This window comes from Saccharomonospora azurea NA-128 (assembly GCF_000231055.2).
Lineage (GTDB): Bacteria > Actinomycetota > Actinomycetes > Mycobacteriales > Pseudonocardiaceae > Saccharomonospora > Saccharomonospora azurea.
The window spans coordinates 1,559,087-1,577,349 of the sequence record NZ_CM001466.1 but is presented as its reverse complement, the minus strand read 5'-3'; the positions used below and the strand labels follow the sequence as shown (position 1 = coordinate 1,577,349).

Genomic DNA, 18,263 nt, shown 5'->3' with positions numbered 1-18,263 from the left:
GTGGGACGATAGGGAGACGATGACAGAACTGACACACAAGGCTTCCCATGACGCCGTCGATGCCGTCGGCACCGTCGACCCGTTCGACGACGACGTGTCGCAGGGCGAACTGGAACTTTCCGACCGCGCCTCGCTGCGCAGGGTCGCGGGGCTGTCGACCGAGCTCAGCGACGTCACCGAGGTCGAGTACCGGCAGCTGCGGCTGGAGCGCGTCGTCCTCGTCGGCGTGTGGACCGAGGGGACGGCGGAGCAGTCCGAGGAGTCCCTGGCCGAACTCGCGCGGCTGGCCGAGACCGCGGGTTCCGAGGTGCTGGAGGGCGTCGTCCAGCGCCGGATGCGGCCGGACCCCTCCACCTACATCGGCTCGGGCAAGGTGCGCGAGCTCTCCGACATCGTCGTGGCGACCGGGGCCGACACCGTCATCTGCGACGGTGAGCTCTCGCCCGGCCAGCTGCGGAACCTGGAGGAGAAGCTGCGGGTGAAGGTCATCGACCGCACCGCGCTGATCCTCGACATCTTCGCCCAGCACGCGCGTTCGCGTGAAGGCAAGGCCCAGGTCGAGTTGGCGCAGCTGCAGTATTTGATCCCGCGACTGCGCGGGTGGGGTCTGTCGCTGTCGCGGCAGGCCGGTGGCCGCGCCGGTGGCGCCAACGGTGGTGTGGGTCTGCGTGGTCCCGGTGAAACCAAGCTGGAGACCGACCGCAGGCGCATCAACAAGCGCATCGCCAAGCTCCGCAAGGACATCGCGGCGATGGACACCATCCGGGCCACCAAGCGGGGACGCCGGGTCGCCAACGCCGTTCCGAGCGTGGCCCTGGTCGGCTACACCAACGCGGGCAAGTCCAGTCTGCTCAACGCCATCACCGGCGCGGGTGTGCTGGTGGAGGACGCGTTGTTCGCGACGCTCGACCCGACCACCCGGAGGTCGACGACGCCGGACGGGCTCGAGTACACCCTCACCGACACGGTGGGCTTCGTGCGGCACCTCCCACACCAGCTGGTCGACGCGTTCCGTTCGACGCTCGACGAAGCGGCCGACGCGGATCTGCTGCTGCACGTGGTCGACGGCGCGGCGCCCGCGCCCGAGGACCAGGTCAGCGCCGTGCGCGACGTCCTGGGCGAGATCGCCGAGAAGCGGTCCGAGCCGTTGCCGCCGGAGCTCGTGGTGATCAACAAGGCGGACGTGGCCGACGAGGTGACGCTCGCGCGGCTGCGCAACATGCTGCCGGACGCCGTGGTGGTGTCGGCGCACAGCGGGCAGGGCATCACGACGTTGGTCGCCGAGATCGCGGTCCGGCTGCCGCGACCGGAGACGTTCGTGGAGGTGCTCGTGCCCTACACGCACGGTGAGTTGGTGGCGCGGGCTCACTCCGAGGGCGAGGTCCTCGCCGAGGAGCACCGGCCCGAGGGCACTCTGCTGAAGGCGAGGGTGCATCCCGAGCTCGCCGCCACTCTGTCGGCCTACGTCACAGACGGCTCTCGCGCGTGACGCTACCGTAGCCGTGTGACCCGACGATTCGGCTCGGCGGCGACGACGACCGCACTCGCGACGGCGGTGCTGGCTCTGTCGTCCGCGGGCGGGCACGTCGTACACGCCGAGACGACGGTGCCCTCCCCCGAGGTGCTGTGTCACGTCGACGACCCGCGACTCGTGGAACTCTCCGGGCTCGCCGCCGACGCCGACCACGTGTACGCCGTGGCGGACGGCGGTGAGCGGCTCGAAGTCGCGGTGCTCGACGACGAGTGCCGGGTGCGCGACGTTCTGACGGCGCCGACCGATCCGTACGACGTCGAGGACCTCGCGCTCGCGGCGGACGGGACACTGTGGCTCGGCGACACCGGTGACAACCGCGCCCGGCGCGAAACGGTCGCCGTGCACGCGCTGTCCCGCGACGGCACCTCGGAGCTGTACCGGCTCACCTATCCGGACGGGCCCCGGGACGCCGAAGCTCTCGTGGTGGACGACTCCGGAACGCCGTACATCATCACCAAGAGCGCGCTCGGTGTCGCCCGGGTCTACCGCCCGGCGGAGCCGCTCGCGAGCCCGGGACCGACGCCCCTCGAGGAAGTCGGCACGGTGCCGTTCCGTCCGACCGACACGCCGGGCGGGCCAGTGGGGCCGGTGGGCAGCGTGACGGTCACCGGAGCCGCGTTGTCGGCCGACGGCAGCGTGGTCGCGCTGCGCACGTACACCGACGCCTACCTGTATCCGGTGACCGACGGCGACATCGCCGAGGCGTTCACGCGCGACCCCGTGCGGGTGCCTCTCCCGGACGAACCGCAGGGCGAGGCGATCGCGTTCACACCCGAGGGCACGTTGCTGTCCGCCAGTGAGGGCAGTGGTGAGCCGCTGAGAGCCGTTCCGGATGCTGTGTCGCTCGTACCGCCCGCCGAGTCCACCGAGGACACCGAGGACACCGAGGCCGCCGAACGACGGCACAGCGCCGACGGCGAGTCGTCGGCATCCGAGGTTCCTGACGACAGTGAGACCGGCCTTGGCTCCGTTCCCGCGATCGCGGTCGCCGCGGTGGGCGCTGCGCTCCTCGTCTTCTGGGGCAGCCGGCGTCGTCGCACCTGAACCGGGAATGCTCACTCCGGAGAAATCAGGGGGAACCGTCGACGATGCGTGCCGACTGCTTTCGGTGCGAGCCGTTGTTCAGAGCCGACGCAGAACGGCGACGACCTTGCCGAGGATCGTGGCCTCGTCGCCGGGAATCGGTTCGTACGCCTCATTGTGCGGCATGAGCCAGACATGCCCGTCGTCTCGGCGCTTGAACGTTTTCACCGTCGCCTCGCCCTCGATCATCGCGGCCACGATGTCGCCGTTCTCGGCCGTGGGCTGTTGACGCACCACGACCCAGTCCCCGTCGGTGATCGCGGCGCCGATCATCGAATCCCCGGTGACGCTCAGCAGAAAGACCTCGCCCTCACCGACGATGTCCTTCGGCAGCGGGAAGACGTCCTCGATCGACTCCTCGGCCAGGACCGGGCCACCAGCGGCGATGCGGCCGACGAGCGGGACGAGGGCGGGCTGGGGGATCGCGGAGTTCTCCTCGGACGCCGCTCGGGACGTCGTGGATTCGGCACCGGATGCGGAGCCACCGGCGCGGTCGATCGCGAGTACGCCGACCGCTCGGGGACGATTCGCGTCGCGCCGGAGATATCCCTTGCGCTGCAATGCCTTCAGCTGATGGGAAACAGACGAGGTGGAGGTGAGACCGACCGCCTCGCCGATTTCTCGGACGCTCGGCGGATATCCGTACCGGTCCACCCACGTGCGGATCACGTCGAGGACTTTCCGCTGGCGCGGTGTCAGGCTTTCGTCCGGGTTCTCGACCGGGCGCGGAAGACCGGAAACCTCGCCGCTGCTCACGTCGTTGCCCGTTGTCTTGCGTGCCACCGCGATTTGCCTCCCAGTCATGAGCACCGCCCGATGTGGCGCTCGTGTACACATCCGGTTGCGACGCTAGTCCGCTTCGTCGGGGATTTCAAACATTTGTTCGAGCAACACGCCGCACGCACTCGATTTTCGCACGAGTTGGTGGTACACATTCGCACGGGCGTTCGATAGAACTGGTGTTCGACCCCGCGAGCGTGTCGTTCGTGCCCGCCGTTCGTGGTGAAGAGGTGGTTGGCATGGTGCTGGTGGCCAGGAGATCGGTCGCCCGCCGGATTCCGGACCGTCCGCCCGTGGAGTCGGGGGCGCGTTGCGAGCGCCGCCCGCCGACGCGGCCTCGGAGCGCTCCCCGATTGTGGCGCGGTCGGACCGTGCGTGTCGCGCCCCGTCGATCGGCCGGCGGGGGTGGCTGGCTGTGGCTGTCGGTGGTGGCGCTCGTGGTCGCCGCCACGGTGGTCGCGGCGGGACTGAGCGTGGTCGCGGAGTCGTATCCCGACGGCGGAGGTTCCGGCGAGGTCGTTCGGGTCGCGCCGTAGGGTGTCGGGTCGGGTCGTGCCGAGGGTGTGGCCGGGGCGACGGCGGCGTACCGGCGGGCGTCCGCCTCCTCGGCGGGGCGTGGCATCCTAGGTCGGATTCCCGCCCCTGTGAGTGAGGGGGTCCGGTTGCGGCGCCTCGGGGTGCGGCTTATGGTCAACCCCTACATCTAGTAGTTGCATCGCTGTAATTGGTCTACAAGTTGGGGTAGGATCGAGTCGTCGCTCGGTATCGGCGGTGTCCGGTCGGAGCGTGGACGACACTCACGCGTGGTACGCCGTGGTGTGCGGTTGTTGGTGACGTTCCCGCTGTGGCGGGGCGGTTTTCGGGAGGTGTTCGGCCGTGCGGTGTCCGTTCTGTCGGCACGCGGACTCCCGGGTCGTCGATTCCCGCGAGGTGGACGAGGGGCAGGCGATCCGACGGCGTCGATCGTGCTCGGCCTGTGGTCGCCGGTTCACCACGTCGGAGACGATGGTGCTCGCCGTCGTCAAGCGGTCGGGCGTGACCGAGCAGTTCAGCCGCGACAAGGTGGTCCGAGGCGTTCGCCGCGCGTGTCAGGGTCGTCCCGTCGACGACGACGCTCTGAAGCAGCTGGCCCAGAAGGTCGAGGAGTCGATCAGGGCCACCGGGGTCGCGGAGATCCCGAGTCACGAGGTGGGTCTCGCCATCCTCGGGCCGCTGCGGGAGCTCGACGCCGTCGCGTACCTGAGGTTCGCGAGCGTCTACCGATCCTTCTCGTCGATCGAGGACTTCGAGTCCGAGATCAAGAACCTGCGTGAGGCGATCGCCGAAGGGGCGGCCCCGCAGGACCGCAGCGAGTGAGGACGCGGGCGACGAGTCACGTCGCCGTCAGTTTCGAACGCGGGAGTGGGAGTCATGACAGAAACCGTGGGGGTCGGCGCAGAAGCCTCACCGAAGTCGAGCAAGAAGCGGGGCGGCTCGAATTCGCGCAAGGGCCTTCGCATCAAGCGGGTCTACACCACCGAAGGCGTGCACCCCTACGACGAGGTGCGGTGGGAGCGTCGCGACGTCGTCATGACGAACTGGCGTGACGGCACGGTGAACTTCGAGCAGCGTGGTGTGGAGTTCCCCGAGTTCTGGTCGGTCAACGCCACCAACATCGTGACCAGCAAGTACTTCCGCGGTGCGGTGGGCAGCCCGGAGCGGGAGAACAGCCTCAAGCAGCTGATCGACCGGGTCGTGAAGACCTACGTCAAGGCGGGGCTGGAGCACGGCTACTTCGCCGGTGCTGCGGACGCCGAGATCTTCGAGCACGAGCTGACCTGGATGCTGCTGCACCAGGTGTTCAGCTTTAACTCGCCGGTGTGGTTCAACGTCGGCACGAGCTCGAAGCAGCAGGTCAGTGCGTGCTTCATCCTGTCGGTCGACGACAACATGGACTCGATCCTCAACTGGTACCGGGAAGAGGGTCTGATCTTCAAGGGCGGCTCGGGCGCGGGGCTCAACCTCTCCCGCATCCGTTCCTCGCGCGAGCTGCTGTCGTCGGGTGGAACGGCGTCGGGACCGGTGTCGTTCATGCGCGGCGCCGACGCGTCCGCGGGCACCATCAAGTCGGGTGGTGCGACGCGTCGCGCGGCGAAGATGGTCGTGCTCGACGTGGACCACCCCGACGTCGAGGAGTTCATCGAGACCAAGGCGAAGGAGGAGCACAAGATCCGCGTGCTCCGCGACGCCGGTTTCGACATGGACCTCGGCGGCAGCGACATCTCGTCGGTGCAGTACCAGAACGCGAACAACTCCGTGCGCGTCTCCGACGACTTCATGCAGGCGGTCGAGACAGGCGGCAAGTTCGGTCTCCGGTCGCGCACCACCGGCGAGGTGCTGGAGAGCGTCGACGCCAAGGGGCTGTTCCGCAAGATGGCGCAGGCCGCCTGGGAGTGCGCCGACCCGGGGCTGCAGTACGACGACACGATCAACGACTGGCACACGTGCCCCGAGTCGGGCCGCATCACCGCGTCGAACCCGTGCTCGGAGTACATGCACCTCGACAACTCGAGCTGCAACCTCGCCTCGCTGAACCTGCTGAAGTTCCTGCGTGAGGACGGCACGTTCGACGCCGAGCTGTTCGCGAAGGCCGTCGAGCTGGTCATCACGGCGATGGACATCTCGATCTGCTTCGCGGATTTCCCCACCGAGCCGATCGCGGAGACGACGCGGAAGTTCCGCCAGCTCGGCATCGGGTACGCCAACCTCGGCGCGCTGCTCATGGCCACGGGGCACGCGTACGACTCCGAGGGCGGTCGGGCGCTCGCCGCGTCGATCACCTCACTGATGACGGCCGTCTCGTACCGCCGTTCGGCGGAGCTCGCCGGGGTCGTCGGGCCCTACGAGGGCTACGCCCGCAACGCCGAGCCGCACCAGCGCGTGATGCGCAAGCACGCCGCGGCCAACGAGCTCGTGCGCACCTACCACCGCAACGACGCCGCCGTGCGGTCGCTGGCGACGCGGGAGTGGGAGCGCGGCATCGACATCGGGACGACCAACGGCTGGCGCAACGCGCAGGCCAGCGTGCTCGCACCCACCGGCACCATCGGCTTCATGATGGACTGCGACACCACCGGGATCGAGCCGGACTTCTCGCTGGTGAAGTTCAAGAAGCTCGTCGGTGGCGGCTCCATGCAGATCGTCAACAACGCCGTGCCGCGTGCGCTGCGCTCGCTGGGCTACCAGGAGGAGCAGGTCGAGGCGATCGTCGACTACATCGCCGAGCACGGTCATGTCGTCGACGCTCCCGGGCTGCGCCCCGAGCACTACGAGGTGTTCGACTGCGCCGTCGGTGAGCGTTCGATCGCGCCCATGGGCCACGTGCGGATGATGGCCGCGGTGCAGCCGTTCCTGTCCGGTGCCATCTCCAAGACGGTGAACATGCCGGAGGCGGCGACGGTCGAGGAGGTCGAGGAGATCTACTTCCAGGGCTGGAAGCTCGGCCTCAAGGCGTTGGCGATCTACCGCGACAACTGCAAGGTCGGGCAGCCCCTCTCGACGGCCAAGAAGGAGAAGGCCGAGGCGCCGCAGAAGGCCGAGGAGAAGGTCGTGGAGTACCGGCCGGTGCGCAAGCGCCTGCCGAAGAAGCGCCCGAGCCAGACGGTGTCCTTCACCGTGGGCGGTGCCGAGGGGTACCTGACCGCCGGTTCCTACCCGGACGACGGGCTCGGCGAGATCTTCGTCAAGCTCGGCAAGCAGGGTTCGACGCTGGCCGGTGTGATGGACGCCTTCTCGATGTCGATCTCGGTGGGTCTCCAGTACGGCATCCCGCTCGAGTTCTACGTGCAGAAGTTCCAGAACCTGCGCTTCGAGCCTGCGGGCATGACCGACGACCCGGACGTGCGGATGGCCACCAGCGTGCTGGACTACCTGTTCCGCAGGCTGGCGCTCGACTACCTGCCGTACGAGAAGCGGGCTCAGCTCGGCATCTTCACCGCCGACGAGCGCTCGGCACAGGTCGAGGCGGAGTACGGCGGCGGGAACGCCGAACCGGAGAACGTGGACCTGGACGAGCTGCGCAGCAGCGTCGACGCGGGTGAGCGTGCGGCCGCGGCCGACTCCGCGACGTCGGAGCAGCCGGCGCGCGAGGCGCAGACGACGACCGAGCTGGTCGAGTTGCAGCTCGGTAAGGCGGCCGACGCGCCGTTGTGCATGACGTGCGGCACGAAGATGCGTCCCGCCGGGTCGTGCTACGCGTGCGAGGGCTGCGGCGCGACGTCCGGCTGCAGCTGACGGACGACACGCAGGCGGGGGAGTCGGCCAGGGCGGTCGGCTCCCCCGCCTGCGTTGTACGACTTCGGCGCCGCCCTCCTCGTCGTGCCACAGTGGAGGACGGGTGAGTCGACCGATGAGCACAGTGGCCGTCACGGGAGGTACCGGCACTCTCGGCCGTGAGGTCGTGGGTGCGCTCGTCGCTGCGGGCCACGATGTCGTCGTCACGAGCTGTTCGTCGTCCTCGCTGCGGGACGGTGTGCGAACGGTGCGGGTCGACTACGGCCGTCCGGTCGAGCTGCGAGCGGCTTTCGAGAGGGCCGACGCGGTCGTGCACTGTGCCACCAACGTCACCGGCCTCCGCGGCGGGGAAGCGGAGCTGGGGAAGCGGGTGCTGGCCGCTGCCCGCGACGCCGGGTGCGGGCACCTGGTGTACATCTCGATCGTCGGAGCGGATCGGATCCCGCTGCCGTACTACAAAGCCAAGACGTCCACGGAACGCCTCGTCGAGGACGGCGGTGTTCCGTGGACGATCCTGCGTGCCACGCAGTTCCACGAGCTCGTCGCGCGACTGTCGTCGGCGCTGACGCGGTCGCCTCTCGTGCTCGTGCCGGACATCCGGTTCCAGCCGGTGTCCGTCACGGAGGTGGGCGCGCGCCTGGCCGACCTGGCAAGGGGAAGCCCGGCGGGCCGGGTCCGCGACCTCGGCGGGCCCGAGATCGCGGACTGGCCCGACCTCGTCCGGCAGTTCCAGGCCGCCGCCGGCCGGAGCCGCCCGGTCCGGCCGATCACCCTGTTCGGCTCGGTGTACGCGGGTTACCGCGCGGGGCACCATCTGGCGCCGGACGGCGACACCGGGACGATCACGTTCCAGCAGTACCTGGCCGACCGGTTCCGTCGCTGAGCCGCTGCCAGAGGAACTCGAACACCAGCGCCCACTTGAAGGCGAGCTGAGCGTTGTCGGCGGCCGCGCCGTGCCCGCCCTCGATGTTCTCGTAGTAGGCGACGTCGTGGCCGTCGGCGTGCATCGTCGCCATCATCTTGCGTGCGTGCGCCGGATGCACTCGATCGTCCCGAGTGGACGTCACGAACAGCGTCGGCGGATACGCCCGGTCACTGTGGACGTTGTGGTACGGCGAGTACTGCTTCAGGTACGCCCACTCCTCGGCAACGTCCGGGTCGCCGTACTCCGCCATCCACGACGCCCCCGCCAGGAGCTTGTGGTAACGCCGCATGTCCAGCAGCGGCACCTGGCTCACGACCGCACCCACCAACTCCGGGTAGCGCGTGAGCATCACTCCGGTGAGCAGCCCGCCGTTGCTGCCACCCTGCACTCCGAGCAGCTGCGGCGTCGTGATTCCCCGGGCCACCAGATCACGTGCCACGGCGGCGAAGTCCTCGTAGACGCGCAGCCGGTTGGTCTTCACGACCTGGTTGTGCCAGTCGGGTCCGTACTCGCCTCCACCGCGCAGGTTCGCGACCACGTACGTGCCGCCGCGGGCGAGCCAACCCCGTCCGATCACCCCGCTGTAGGAGGGCGTCAACGAGATCTCGAACCCGCCGTAGCCGGCGAGCAGGGTCGGCGAGGGCTCGGTGCGTTCGCGCGGCCCGACGACGAAGTACGGGATGCGGGTGCCGTCGTCGGAGGTGGCGAAGTGCTGTGTGGCGGTCATCGAGGTGGCGTCGAAGAACGCCGGGGCGCTCTTCACCGTGTCGAGCGGTCCACCGACCTCCCCACGCAGCAGAGCCGGTGGTTCGGTGTAGCCGCTGGTCTCCACGAAGAACTCGTCGCTGTCGTGGGAGTCGGTCGCGACCAGATCGACCGCTCCGACCTCGGCGAAGCCGGTGAGCGGTTCGTCGCGCCAGCCGTCCGCTGCGGGCGTGAGCACCCGCAACCGGGTCTTGACGTCGACGAGGGTGCCGAGCAGCAGGTGGTTGCGGGTCCACGCGTAGTAGTCCAGCGACGTGTGCGCGTCGGGCTCGAACAGGACGGTGAAGTCGCGGTCGCCGGCCAGGAACCTCTCCAGCTCGATGCCCAGCAGTGCGCCGGCGGGGTAGTGGGCGTCGCCGGCGCCCTCGTTCCGCACGGTCCACGGGCTCCGCGTGCGAACGAGCAGCCATTCGCGGTGCAGTGTCGCCTCGGCGTCGTCGGGGACGTCGATCCGGACGAGGCCGGAGTCGGTCCGCAGATGCACCTCGGAGTGGTAGAAGTCGATCGCCCTGCGGATGACGTCGCGCTCCCAGCCCTGGGTCGGGTCGTGCACTGCCCGCACGACCACGTCGCCGGGTTGGCCCTCGAACACGAGGGTGGCGTCCTCCAGCGGTGTGCCGCGCTTCCACTCCTTGACCAGCCTCGGGTAGCCCGACGTGGTGAGTGATCCTTCGCCGAAGTCGGTGCCGACGAAGATCCGGTCCTCGTCGATCCAGGCCACCGAGCTCTTCGCCTCGGGCAGCACGAAACCGTCCTCGACGAACTCCCGGCGTTCGAGGTCGAACTCGCGGACCACCGTGGCGTCCGCACCACCGCGCGACAACTCGACCAGACACCGCTGGAAACCGGGCCGCAGCACCGTCGCGCCCTGCCACACCCAGTTCTCCGACTCCCGCTCGGCGAGCGCGTCCACGTCGATGAGGACGTCCCACTCGGGTTCGGCCGTGCGGTACGACTCGAGCGTGGTCCGGCGCCACAGTCCTCGCGGGTGTCCGGCGTCGCGCCAGAAGTTGTAGAGGTGGTCGCCTCGGCGCCGTACGTAGGGGATGCGGGTGTCGGCGTCGAGGACCTCGCGCAGTTCGTCCCGCAGCGTCGCGAACCGCTCACCCGAGGCGTAGCGGTCGACGGTCGCTGCGTTGTGTCCTCGCACCCAGTCGAGCACGTCCTCACCGGTGACGTCCTCGAGCCAGAGGTGCGGGTCGTGCTCCACGGTCGGATCAAGCTCGTCCATGCCCGCCAGTCTGCCAGCAGGACGAAGGACACCGGGTCGGCGACAGGCTGGTCATCGGGTTGTCACCGCCTGTGCTCGCACAGGACGTCGAGCTGTCCCGGCGGGGTGGCGAAGCGCCCACGAAGCGGTGGCGGCGTTGCTGTGCCCGGTACAGGGAGTGTCCGCCGTTCGTCGGATCGTGCCGGTCCGCGCTTGACAGCCGGGGGCGCCGCCGCAATGGTCAACACCATTCTTTTTCGCCGCCGTCCGATCTGGGGGCTTCGTGAGAGTCAAACGTGTGTGGGGGCTCCTGGCCGCCGCTGCCGTGTCGCTGCCGCTCGTCGCGGTACACGCCACAGCGGAGGAGGTCCAGCAGCCGGTGTTCACCGACGGTCAGGCACAGCCGGTGTACGACCCGGACGACGTCCTGCGGGAGCACGTCTGGGTCGAGGCCGGCGTCGACTCCGATCACGACGGAGTCGGTGACGTGGTGCACGTCGAAGTCGTGCGTCCCCGGGCCACCGAACAGGGTCTGCGGGTGCCGGTGGTGTACCAGGCGAGCCCGTACTTCGCCGGCGGCAACGACGTCGCGAACCACAACGTCGACCGCGAGCTGTACGTGCCGGGCAAGCCGTCGGCCGAGATCAGCTGGCGCTACCAGGACTACTTCCTGGCTCGCGGGTTCGCCGTCGTCTACGCCGAGTCGCTCGGCACGGGCCGGTCCACGGGGTGTCCCACGACGGGTGGCGAGAACGAGACCCGTGGGGCGACGTCGGTCGTCGACTGGCTGAACGGGCGTGCGCAGGCGCGGGACGCGGGCGGCGCCGAGGTGGACGCCCACTGGACGACCGGACGCACCGCGATGATGGGTGTCTCGTACAACGGGACCCTGCCCAACGCCGTCGCCACGACCGGTGTCGAGGGACTCGAGACGATCGTGCCCATCGCGGCGATCTCGAACTGGTACGACTACTACCGCGAGAACGGTGCCGTCGTCGCACCCGGCGGCTTCCAGGGCGAGGACGCCGACGTGCTCGCCGAGTACGTCTACACGCGCGCCGACCAGGACATCTGCCGTCCGGTGATCGAGGAGCTGGCACGGGAGCAGGACCGGCTCACCGGCGACTACAACGACTTCTGGCACGAACGCAACTACCTCGACGACGTCCACAGGATCGAGGCCTCCGTGCTGGCCGTGCACGGTCTCTCCGACTGGAACGTGACGGTCAGCCAGGTCGTCGAGTGGTGGGACGCGTTGGCCGAACACGGTGTCGAGCGCGCCCTCTGGCTGCACCAGTCCGGACACGCCGACCCGTACTCGCTGCGCCAGGAGGAGTGGTTGGCGACTCTGAACCGCTGGTTCAGCCACTACCTCTACGACGTGGACAACGGTGTCGAGGACGAGCCGAGAGCCACTATCCAGCGGGAGGACGGCTCGTGGACCCAGGAGGCCGACTGGCCCGCTCCGGGCACGGAGGACGCCACGTTGCGGCTGGGCCCCGGTGGTGAGGAACGCGGCGAGCTCGGCGTGCAGCGTGGCCGCGGCAAGCCCGTCACCGAGTGGCTCACGGACGACGCCACCAGGACGGTCGAGGACCTGGTGGACGCGCCGGCGTCGGAACACAGGTTGTCCTACACCACCGAGGCCGCGAGCGAACCCGTCCGGCTGAGCGGGACGCCCGCGGTGCGACTGCGGACGGAATTCGGGCAGCCGGCTGCCAATCTGACGGCCGTGCTGGTCGACCGCGCTCCGGACGGAAGCGCCCACGTGATCACGCGCGGGTGGGCGGACCCGCAGAACCGGAACGGGCTCTCGCGGACGAAGGCGCTGCGGCCCGGGCAGCCGTACTGGATCTCCTTCGAGCTGCAGCCACAGGACTACGTGCTGGGCGAGGGACACCGCCTGGAGTTCGTCCTGTTGTCGAGTGATCACGACTTCACGCTGCGCCCGTCGCCCGGTGCGACGGTGGGGCTCGAAGTGACGCGGTCGACGGTGACCGTGCCGGTCGTGGGTGGCGAGGAGTCGCTGCGCGACGCGTTCTCCCCGGGCGGGAAGCGCTAGCAGGCCGCACCGACATTTCCCCGACCCCGGGCCCGGGTGGGCCCGGGGTTGTCCACATCGGCGCCGGTTGTCCACAGATGTCGCTCACGCTCACCCGGCGCCCCCGATGCGCTTCATCGTGGACGCATGACACCTTCATCCACGACGGACTCCCAGACCGCCGACCGCTCGCCGATCGATCTGCGCGACCCGGGAGAGCTACTGGCGGCCACCCCGCATCTCCTCGGTTTCGACCCGGTCGACTCCCTGGTGTTGGTCGGTCATCGAGGGACGACGGGCGCGCGCATCGGCAACATCGTGCGTGCCGACCTTCCTCAGCCCGGAGACGAAGCCGCACTGGCCAGACAGCTCCTGGGGCCCCTGGCCCACGACTCGGTCGCGGTGACCGCGGTCGTCGTGGGTGGCCGCCGTGGAGATGCCACGGGACCGCCCGCCCGGACGGTCGTCACGGCGGTGCGCGAGGTCTTCGGGCAGGCGGGGCTACCCGTGTCGCACGCCCTGTGGGTACCGAAGATCCGGGCGGGCGCACCGTGGCGCTGTTACGAGCAATCGTGCTGTGCAGGGCATCTGCCGGATCCGGCCAGCACCGTGATGGCCGCCGTGAGTGCCCACGCCGGGTTGGTCACGCACAGCAGCAGGGCGGCCATGGAGAGACAGCTTCAGCCTGTCGCGTCGGACGTGCTGGAGCGACGCGCGGCGATGTTGCGTCGGCGGCTTTCCGCCGCATCGCGCGACGACGTGGCCTCACTGCGGCGAGGTCGGGCGGCGGTGCGCACAGTGTTGGCGCGGGCGTGGAAGGGAACGCTGCTTCTGTCCGACACCGAAGTCGTCGAGCTGGCCGTCGCCCTCGCGCAGCCGAGGATTCGTGACGCGTGCCTGGCCACCGCTCTTCCCGCCGACAGCGCGGGCGCGGTCACGGCCGAGCGCCTGTGGCTTCTGCTGACCAAACACACGCCGACACCCGAGCGGGCCCAGCCCGCGACCCTGCTGGCGTACTCCGCCTACGTGCGGGGCGAAGGAGCTCTGGCGGGTATGGCCCTCGACGCTGCTCAGGCCGCGGATCCGAATCACCTGCTGTCCAAGTTGCTCAGACAGGCACTCGGACACGGGTTGCCGCCGGAAAAGCTCGTGGGGCTCGCCACGTCGTGCGACGAAGAGCCGATCTGGACGGCGCCGGAAGACCGCACACCGCCCAGCCCGTGTTCGCCGCACGACTCGGCTCGACCGTCTACTGGGCCTCCTGCCGGCGACGGGTGAACTCCCACGCGTCGGCCACGATGCCGGCAAGGTCGGTGTGCTGCGGCTTCCAACCGAGCTTGGCCTGCGCCTTGTCGCTCGCGGCGACGAGGACGGCGGGGTCGCCGGCGCGTCGCTGTGCCACCGCGGCGGGGATCTCGTGGCCGGTGACCTCGCGGCAGGCCTCGATCACCTGACGCACCGAGAAACCGGTGCCGTTGCCCAGGTTGAAGATCTCGTGCTTGCCCGGCGTCACGTGCGCGAGCGCCAGCAGGTGCGCGTCGGCGAGGTCGACCACGTGGATGTAGTCGCGGATGGCCGTCCCGTCTTCGGTCGGGTAGTCGTCGCCGTAGATCTGCACCTGGTCACGGTTGCCGGTCGCCACCTGCAGGATCAGCGGGATGAGGTGGGTCTCGGTGGTGTGCCGCTCACCGAACTGGCCGTAGGCACCGGCCACGTTGAAGTAGCGCAGGCTGGCGGCCGCGAGGCCGTGGGCGCGTGCGTAGCTGGTGATGGCGTGGTCGATGGCGAGCTTGGTGGCGCCGTAGGTGTTGGTGGGGTCCGTCGGCGCGGTCTCCGGAATCGGCGTCACCTCGGGCTCGCCGTAGGTCGCCGCGGTCGAGGAGAACACCAGCCGCGGTACGCCGTGTGTGCGCATCGCGTCGAGCAGGCGCAGGGAGGTGAGAACGTTGCCGCGCCAATAGGTGCTGGGGTCCTGCATGGACTCACCCACCAGGCTCTTGGCGGCGAAGTGCAGCACACCGTCGAAGCCTTCCGCGAGCAGGGTTCCCGCGACCTCGGCGGCGTCGCCCTGTACGAACCGCGCTCCCTCGGGGACGGCGTCCGCGTGACCCGTGGAGAGGTCGTCGACGACGGTGACCTCGTGCCCCGCCTCGAGTAGCCGGGCCGTGCACACGCTACCGATATAGCCTGCGCCGCCCGTGACAACGAGTTTCATGGGCGTGCTCGACGTCGTGGTGTCGGTGGGCATACGTGCGGGCCCTTTCTCGGACGGGAAGAGGTGTGAAACCGGTACGAGGCGACAGTGTGCACCCAGCGCGGGGTGCTCCGGAGAGGGGGGTCGGCAACCGCGGGGCGCCCCGGTTCACCGTCGGTGACGGTGTGGTGGCGAACAGGTGTGGAACCGAACCGCGTACGCGCGGGCTACGGCGTGGCAGGAGGGGAGCAATGGACGTGCGTGGGCGTGGGAAGCCACTCGAACGACGCCCTGCACGCCGACGACCGTGCCCGGGGCGTGACTCGCCCGGCGGCGTGGACGTGGGCATGGATGGAGGGGACAGGGCGTCCGGAAGCGCGGAGTGGAACGACGCCGCGGCGAGGCACGCGGCGTCGTTCGGGTCCGCCGAGATCCGGCCGCGCTCAGCCGTGGTTCGGCTGTGCGGCCGTCTCCGGTGGCAGCGGTCAGCGTGCCTGTGCGAGCACCGCATGCAGTGCGGAGGTCGGGATTCGATCCGTCGTGGTGCCGTCGGACACCTCGACCGTCGATTCGCCGTTCGCGATGCTGCCGATCGTGACGGTCCCACCCGGTACGACGCCGACAGCGCGCAGCTGGCCCATGAGGCTCTCGTCGAGCTGCACGTGTTCGGCGATCCGCCGGATCTCGACCTTGCCGCCGCCCGTCTTGGCCACCTCGTCCAGGCGGACGAGACCGGCTTCGGCGGGCGGAGCTGGCTCGCTCCCGGCGTCGAGCTTGTCGAGCCCCGGGATCGGGTTGCCGTACGGGGAGGTGGTGGGATTGTTCAGCAACGTGATGAGCTTGCGTTCCACCGCCTCGCTCATGACGTGTTCCCACCGGCACGCCTCGTTGTGAACGTGCTCCCATTCCAGCCCGATGACGTCGACGAGCAACCGTTCGGCGAGCCGGTGCTTCCGCATCACCGCGACCGCGAGCTCACGCCCGTGGTCGGTGAGCTTGAGGTGTCGGTCGTCGGCGACGACCACCAGACCGTCGCGCTCCATGCGCGCCACGGTCTGACTCACTGTGGGCCCGCTCTGGTGCAGCCGCTCCGCGATGCGGGCACGCAGCGGCACCACGCCCTCCTCCTCGAGCTCGTAGATGGTGCGCAAGTACATCTCGGTGGTATCGATGAGATCGTTCACGCCTGTCCCCTTTGTTCGCCCCTACTCATGGTAGTGGCTGGTCCTGACGCTGAGGCCATGCGTCGTCGATGCTCACTGCGGGCAGGATGGGGTTATGCGACCCGTGATCTCGACCTCCGAACTCGCGGACCGGTTGGCGTCCGAGAACCGGCCGACCGTGCTCGACGTGCGATGGAGGCTCACCGGCCCGCCCGGACGAGACTCCTACGACGAGGGGCATGTGCCCGACGCGGTGTTCCTCGACGTGGACACCGACCTGTCCGGTGCCCCGGGCCCGCAGGGCAGGCATCCGCTGCCCGATGCCGACGCCCTGCAACGGACCCTGCGCGCCGCCGGGGTGAGCGAGGCCCGCCCGGTGGTCGCCTACGACGACGCCGACGGCTCCGTCGCGGCCCGGGCGTGGTGGCTGCTCAGGTGGGCCGGGCATCGTCAGGTCGCGGTGCTCGACGGCGGCTTCGCCGCGTGGCGGTCGGAGGGACGGCCGGTCAGCCGGGACACGCCTCGGCCCGTGCCGGGGGACCTCGTGGTGCGGCCCGGTTCCGTTCCCGTCCTCGACGCCGAGGGCGCGGCGGAGCGGGCCCGCCACGGCGTGTTGCTCGACGCGCGCGCTCCGCAGCGCTACACGGGCGAGACGGAACCGGTCGATCCGCGACCCGGACACGTTCCCGGGGCCGTCAACGCGCCGTCCGCCGGGCATCTCGGCGACGACGGACGGTGGCGTTCGCCCGAGGAGTTGGCTCGGTACTACTCCGCGCTCGGTGTCGCTCCCGACACGCCGGTGGGCGCGTATTGCGGTTCCGGGGTCACCGCGTGCTCGGTGGTGCTCGCGCTCGAATGGGCGGGACTCGCCGATCCGGAGCGTCCCGCGGCGCTGTACGCGGGGTCGTGGTCGAACTGGGTCGCCGACCCGGCGCGGCCGGCGGCGACCGGTTCGGACCCCGGGTGAGGTCTCGGACGCCGAGCTGATCCGCGTGGGTCGAGGAGGCACCGTCCCGGGAGAGCGCACGGTGTCACCGCTGACTGGTGGCGGTCGGGTCCTCCCGCTGTCCTCCCGCTCTGACGGCTCACACCCTAAGCTCGGGCCATGTCGCGCTCGGCCGTCGTCTGGGACCCCGCACTGCTCGCCTACAAGCTGGGTGACGACCATCCGTTCAACCCGGTCCGCCTCGATCTCACCATCCGCCTCGCCACCGCCCTCGGTGTCCTGGACGACGTGCCGCTGGTGGTGCCGGAACCGGTCGAGGTCGACCAGTTGTACCGGGCGCACGCGGCCGAGTACGTGGAAGCGGTCAGGCAAGCGCCCATGGCGGGCTGGGACGTGGGACACGGCCTGGGTACTCCGGACAACCCGGTGTTCACGGACATGCACGAGGCGTCGTCGCTCGTGGTCGGTTCCACGTTGGTGGGCGCCCGCTGCATCGCCGAGGGCAAGGCGGCGCGGGCGGTGAACATCGCGGGCGGCCTGCATCACGCCATGCACGGCCGCTCGTCGGGGTTCTGCGTCTACAACGACTGTGCGGTGGCGATCTCGTGGCTGCTCGACCACGGTTTCGACCGCATCGCCTACGTCGACACCGACGTCCATCACGGCGACGGGGTGCAGGCCGCGTTCTACGGTGACCCGCGGGTGTTGACCGTGTCGCTGCACCAGCACCCGTTCACGCTGTTCCCGGGCACCGGGTACTCGGCGGAGATCGGTGTGGCCGACGGCGAGGGGTACGCGGTCAACGTTCCGCTGCCTCCCGCGACGCAGGACGCCGGGTGGCTTCGTGCCTTCCACGCGGTCGTACCGTCGGTGTTGGAGGCGTTCCGCCCGCAGATCCTCGTGACACAGTGCGGTGTCGACTCCCACGAGGAGGATCCGCTGGCGGACCTGTCCCTGACCGTGGACGGCCACCGCACCATCTACCGCACGCTGCGTGGACTCGCGGACACGTACGCGGACGGTCGGTGGCTGGCCGTGGGTGGTGGCGGCTACCAATTGATCAGGGTCGTGCCCCGGTCGTGGACACACCTCCTGGCGACGGTGTTGGATCGCGACGTGGCCCCGACGACTGCGCTGCCCAGGAACTGGACCGAGCACGTCCTCGCGTTGGCGCCGAAGGCGGAGATCCCGGCCCGGATGACCGACGACGCCGAGGGTGGGGAGCCGGAGTTCTCGCGGTGGGGCGACGGTATGGACGACGCCGTGGACATCGCGATCCGCGACACCCGCCGCGCTGTCTTCCCCCTGCACGGGCTCGATCCCCACGATCCGAGGGACTGAGGTGGACTG

The 18,263-nt window shown here is 69.7% G+C and carries 14 protein-coding genes; 10 read left to right on the top strand and 4 right to left on the bottom strand.

The genetic code is table 11. The features are described from left to right. Nucleotides 1-19 precede the first annotated feature (19 nt). Together hflX and SACAZDRAFT_RS07110 are read left to right on the top strand one after the other, a co-directional pair. Nucleotides 20-1,489: a GTPase HflX gene (hflX, locus tag SACAZDRAFT_RS07115; protein ID WP_005440091.1), complete on the top strand. Its 1,470-nt coding sequence runs from the start codon at nt 20-22 to the stop codon at nt 1,487-1,489. 15 nt (nt 1,490-1,504) lie between these two features. Then, the gene (locus tag SACAZDRAFT_RS07110; protein ID WP_005440089.1) at nt 1,505-2,578 is read left to right on the top strand and encodes a hypothetical protein; all 1,074 of its coding nucleotides are present in this window, start codon (nt 1,505-1,507) and stop codon (nt 2,576-2,578) included. 78 nt (nt 2,579-2,656) lie between these two features. Here the strand turns inward: SACAZDRAFT_RS07110 and lexA are convergent, their stop codons facing one another. Further along, on the bottom strand, nt 2,657-3,400 hold the full coding sequence (gene lexA, locus SACAZDRAFT_RS07105; RefSeq protein WP_005440087.1) for a transcriptional repressor LexA: 744 nt from the start codon (nt 3,398-3,400) through the stop codon (nt 2,657-2,659). Nucleotides 3,401-3,768: 368 nt separating this feature from the next. On the opposite strand from lexA, the gene SACAZDRAFT_RS23720 reads away from it, so the two are divergent. The 4 genes from SACAZDRAFT_RS23720 (at nt 3,769) to SACAZDRAFT_RS07085 (ending at nt 8,552) form a co-directional block, all read left to right on the top strand. Then, a complete protein-coding gene (locus tag SACAZDRAFT_RS23720; RefSeq protein WP_232286380.1) occupies nt 3,769-3,933 on the top strand; it encodes a hypothetical protein in 165 nt (54 codons plus the stop codon). Nucleotides 3,934-4,273: 340 nt separating this feature from the next. Then, entirely contained in the window at nt 4,274-4,753 is a 480-nt protein-coding gene (gene nrdR, locus SACAZDRAFT_RS07095) for a transcriptional regulator NrdR (RefSeq protein ID WP_005440082.1), read from the top strand. A gap of 54 nt (nt 4,754-4,807) precedes the next feature. Then, nucleotides 4,808-7,669: a vitamin B12-dependent ribonucleotide reductase gene (locus tag SACAZDRAFT_RS07090; protein WP_005440080.1), complete on the top strand. Its 2,862-nt coding sequence runs from the start codon at nt 4,808-4,810 to the stop codon at nt 7,667-7,669. A 115-nt stretch (nt 7,670-7,784) separates the two neighbouring features. Further along, a complete protein-coding gene (locus tag SACAZDRAFT_RS07085; RefSeq protein WP_040927696.1) occupies nt 7,785-8,552 on the top strand; it encodes an SDR family oxidoreductase in 768 nt (255 codons plus the stop codon). Here SACAZDRAFT_RS07085 and SACAZDRAFT_RS07080 read toward each other — a convergent pair. Further along, a complete protein-coding gene (locus SACAZDRAFT_RS07080; protein WP_005440078.1) occupies nt 8,512-10,590 on the bottom strand; it encodes a prolyl oligopeptidase family serine peptidase in 2,079 nt (692 codons plus the stop codon). The genes SACAZDRAFT_RS07085 and SACAZDRAFT_RS07080 overlap by 41 nt on opposite strands. 262 nt (nt 10,591-10,852) lie before the next feature. Between SACAZDRAFT_RS07080 and SACAZDRAFT_RS07075 the strand changes: the two genes are divergently transcribed. Together SACAZDRAFT_RS07075 and SACAZDRAFT_RS07070 are read left to right on the top strand one after the other, a co-directional pair. Next, on the top strand, nt 10,853-12,631 hold the full coding sequence (locus SACAZDRAFT_RS07075) for a Xaa-Pro dipeptidyl-peptidase (protein ID WP_005440077.1): 1,779 nt from the start codon (nt 10,853-10,855) through the stop codon (nt 12,629-12,631). Between the two features lie 126 nt (nt 12,632-12,757). Continuing rightward, a complete protein-coding gene (locus tag SACAZDRAFT_RS07070) occupies nt 12,758-13,888 on the top strand; it encodes a DUF4192 domain-containing protein (protein WP_005440076.1) in 1,131 nt (376 codons plus the stop codon). Here SACAZDRAFT_RS07070 and galE read toward each other — a convergent pair. Both galE and SACAZDRAFT_RS07060 read right to left on the bottom strand, forming a co-directional pair. After that, nucleotides 13,860-14,858: a UDP-glucose 4-epimerase GalE gene (gene galE, locus SACAZDRAFT_RS07065; protein WP_005440075.1), complete on the bottom strand. Its 999-nt coding sequence runs from the start codon at nt 14,856-14,858 to the stop codon at nt 13,860-13,862. The two genes, SACAZDRAFT_RS07070 and galE, sit on opposite strands and share 29 nt — an antisense overlap. Before the next feature lie 431 nt (nt 14,859-15,289). Continuing rightward, complete coding sequence (locus SACAZDRAFT_RS07060) at nt 15,290-15,988, bottom strand: metal-dependent transcriptional regulator (protein WP_005440074.1); 699 nt, start codon at nt 15,986-15,988, stop codon at nt 15,290-15,292. Between the two features lie 94 nt (nt 15,989-16,082). On the opposite strand from SACAZDRAFT_RS07060, the gene SACAZDRAFT_RS07055 reads away from it, so the two are divergent. Next, a complete protein-coding gene (locus SACAZDRAFT_RS07055) occupies nt 16,083-16,934 on the top strand; it encodes a sulfurtransferase (RefSeq protein ID WP_005440072.1) in 852 nt (283 codons plus the stop codon). Between the two features lie 138 nt (nt 16,935-17,072). Next, entirely contained in the window at nt 17,073-18,254 is a 1,182-nt protein-coding gene (locus tag SACAZDRAFT_RS07050) for an acetoin utilization protein AcuC (protein WP_005440071.1), read from the top strand. Nucleotides 18,255-18,263 lie beyond the last annotated feature (9 nt).

Coding starts and splice junctions, on each gene's coding strand:
- hflX (WP_005440091.1), top strand. CDS start 20: ATGACAGAACTGACACACAAGGCTTCCCATGACGCCGTCGATGCCGTC.
- SACAZDRAFT_RS07090 (WP_005440080.1), top strand. CDS start 4,808: ATGACAGAAACCGTGGGGGTCGGCGCAGAAGCCTCACCGAAGTCGAGC.
- SACAZDRAFT_RS07085 (WP_040927696.1), top strand. CDS start 7,785: ATGAGCACAGTGGCCGTCACGGGAGGTACCGGCACTCTCGGCCGTGAG.
- SACAZDRAFT_RS07080 (WP_005440078.1), bottom strand. CDS start 10,590: ATGGACGAGCTTGATCCGACCGTGGAGCACGACCCGCACCTCTGGCTC.
- SACAZDRAFT_RS07070 (WP_005440076.1), top strand. CDS start 12,758: ATGACACCTTCATCCACGACGGACTCCCAGACCGCCGACCGCTCGCCG.
- galE (WP_005440075.1), bottom strand. CDS start 14,858: ATGCCCACCGACACCACGACGTCGAGCACGCCCATGAAACTCGTTGTC.
- SACAZDRAFT_RS07055 (WP_005440072.1), top strand. CDS start 16,083: ATGCGACCCGTGATCTCGACCTCCGAACTCGCGGACCGGTTGGCGTCC.
- SACAZDRAFT_RS07050 (WP_005440071.1), top strand. CDS start 17,073: ATGTCGCGCTCGGCCGTCGTCTGGGACCCCGCACTGCTCGCCTACAAG.